1 protein-coding gene is annotated in these 1,432 nt (G+C 46.1%); it reads right to left on the reverse strand.

From position 1 onward, the window contains the following. Window positions 1-126: 126 nt before the first annotated feature. Window positions 127-1,395: an FIST N-terminal domain-containing protein gene (locus tag F6K49_RS48875; RefSeq protein ID WP_293109949.1), complete on the reverse strand. Its 1,269-nt coding sequence runs from the start codon at window positions 1,393-1,395 to the stop codon at window positions 127-129. Window positions 1,396-1,432: the final 37 nt, after the last annotated feature.

The following is a 1,432-nucleotide window of genomic DNA, read 5'->3' on the forward strand; positions in this document are numbered from 1 at the left end:
TGTTAAAGCTATGTCAGTACTCAGGTAGTTACTGATTCCCCAGAATTTAGAATTTAGAATTTAGAATTAGTTGATTTTTCATTCTTAATTCTTAATTCTTAATTCTTCATCCTTAATTCTGTATTGTTACTGTTTAGCACGGAAAATCCCAAAAACTGAGGTGAAGCCGTGCAAAAACGTACTACTGCCTACTGGTCCAATTTCCCCGTTACAGAAGAAGCCCGCTAGCTGAATATCCTTGATGTAACGGTGGAACATTTGGGAATCAAAATTAGGTTTACCGTAAAGCCCTTCTCCTCGCCCCAGACAGGAAAACATCAAAGCACCAGCAGCTTGAGTGGTGTTAGTTTGCTTTTGATAGTCCTCAAGAAGAAGTGCCAAGTCTTCCTCTGAAGTTTGAGCATCTCTGAGGTGGAACTGAATACGTTGACCGGGTCGAATCCGATCAGCAATAGCGATCGCACCAATCCTCGGATCTACACCTAACAGATTGCGGATCAGAAAGTCTCCGGGATCCAACTGTTGTTTAAACTCATCTCGGGCAACTCCCACAAAGAGTGAATGTTGTGCCAGCTTACGGTCTGCCTCATCCATACTTTGGATTAACTCGCGCAACACCATTAATGGGGGATGGGATGCTGGCTCAGCGGTGGTGATCTTGCCTGGCTCAAGGGCTGTCAATTCCAGCAGGATATTCTGGTCTGCTTTAGTCACCTGATAGGTTTCACCGATAGGACGACAGCCTTGAGCAACAATGGTTTCTAATAGAATATTGCCGCTTAGAGCAACCCCCACAGTTCCTTCATGGTAAAGAGACTTTGCCACTTGGGTCTGGTCTTTCAGGCAAAACAAGCCATTCTTAACCATCATAGAGCTACCACTAGCCTGTCCTCCTACCTTGACTGACCCTGGATAAGCATAATCCAACCCTTGGAGCAAATCGTTAATTTTAGAGGACAAGGTGTCAGAGAATAAAATAAACTGGGGTTGCTCTTGGGGGGAAATTCCAATCAAGTCCACCCAAGCATCAGGAGGACTATCCAAATCTGGCAAGGCGTCTCCAGGGATATGAAAGCTCTTGACACTAACATCAGGCAAACAGGCTAGGCTGAGGCTTAGGGCTGGTCCTCCCTCAACTTCCACAGCTAACCCATTGGTGTTCATCCCAATGATGCCACTTCCACCACAACCAATCAGCACGGGTAAAGACAATCGTTCTTGGAGCAGGGGGATGAGGCGAGGATACTCACTGGCATAGGCAGATGAGATGAACACCAGACCCAAATCTGCTTTTGAAGGCAAAGACTTCTCAAGGCAGTCTGCCACTTCGGCCACTGCCGCTTCTAATGATGCACGGGTTGATAGAGCATTTGCCCACTTGATCACATTAGCCATCTATATCTACCTATTTCACTCCCGATACCATTCCCTA

The organism is Moorena sp. SIO3I6 (assembly GCF_010672095.1).

Excerpts from the sequence above, each read along its gene's own strand:
- F6K49_RS48875 (WP_293109949.1), bottom strand. The coding sequence starts at position 1,395 with ATGGCTAATGTGATCAAGTGGGCAAATGCTCTATCAACCCGTGCATCA.